Annotated in this window: 1 protein-coding gene; it reads right to left on the bottom strand. The window is 56.1% G+C overall.

The annotated features are described in order from the left end of the window. The coding region (locus SCA31_RS25925) for a hypothetical protein (RefSeq protein WP_410699806.1) at positions 1-228 on the bottom strand (228 nt) is incomplete at both ends.

The raw sequence follows: 228 nt of genomic DNA, 5'->3' as shown, positions 1-228 counted from the left end.
AGGGCGCCGACAGAGCCCGCATAAATCGCTGCGAAGATTGCGATCAACATATATCCTCCGGCGGCGTAGGCCTGCGCCCAAGGATTGCTCGCCATTCCGAATGGTATATCGCCGAAGAGCTTGTGTTTGAAAAGATCGGAGCACAAGGGAACATCCCCAAGGCTCAGGCCGAATATGGTGGCCCCACCGGGAATAGCGCTCAAAACCTGCTTGCCGAGATAATCCGCT

The sequence above is a fragment of the Chryseobacterium sp. SIMBA_028 genome (assembly GCF_046535285.1).
Lineage (GTDB): Bacteria > Bacteroidota > Bacteroidia > Flavobacteriales > Weeksellaceae > Chryseobacterium.
The sequence above is the reverse complement of the archived record's forward strand: the minus strand, read 5'-3'. Positions and strand labels throughout refer to the sequence as shown.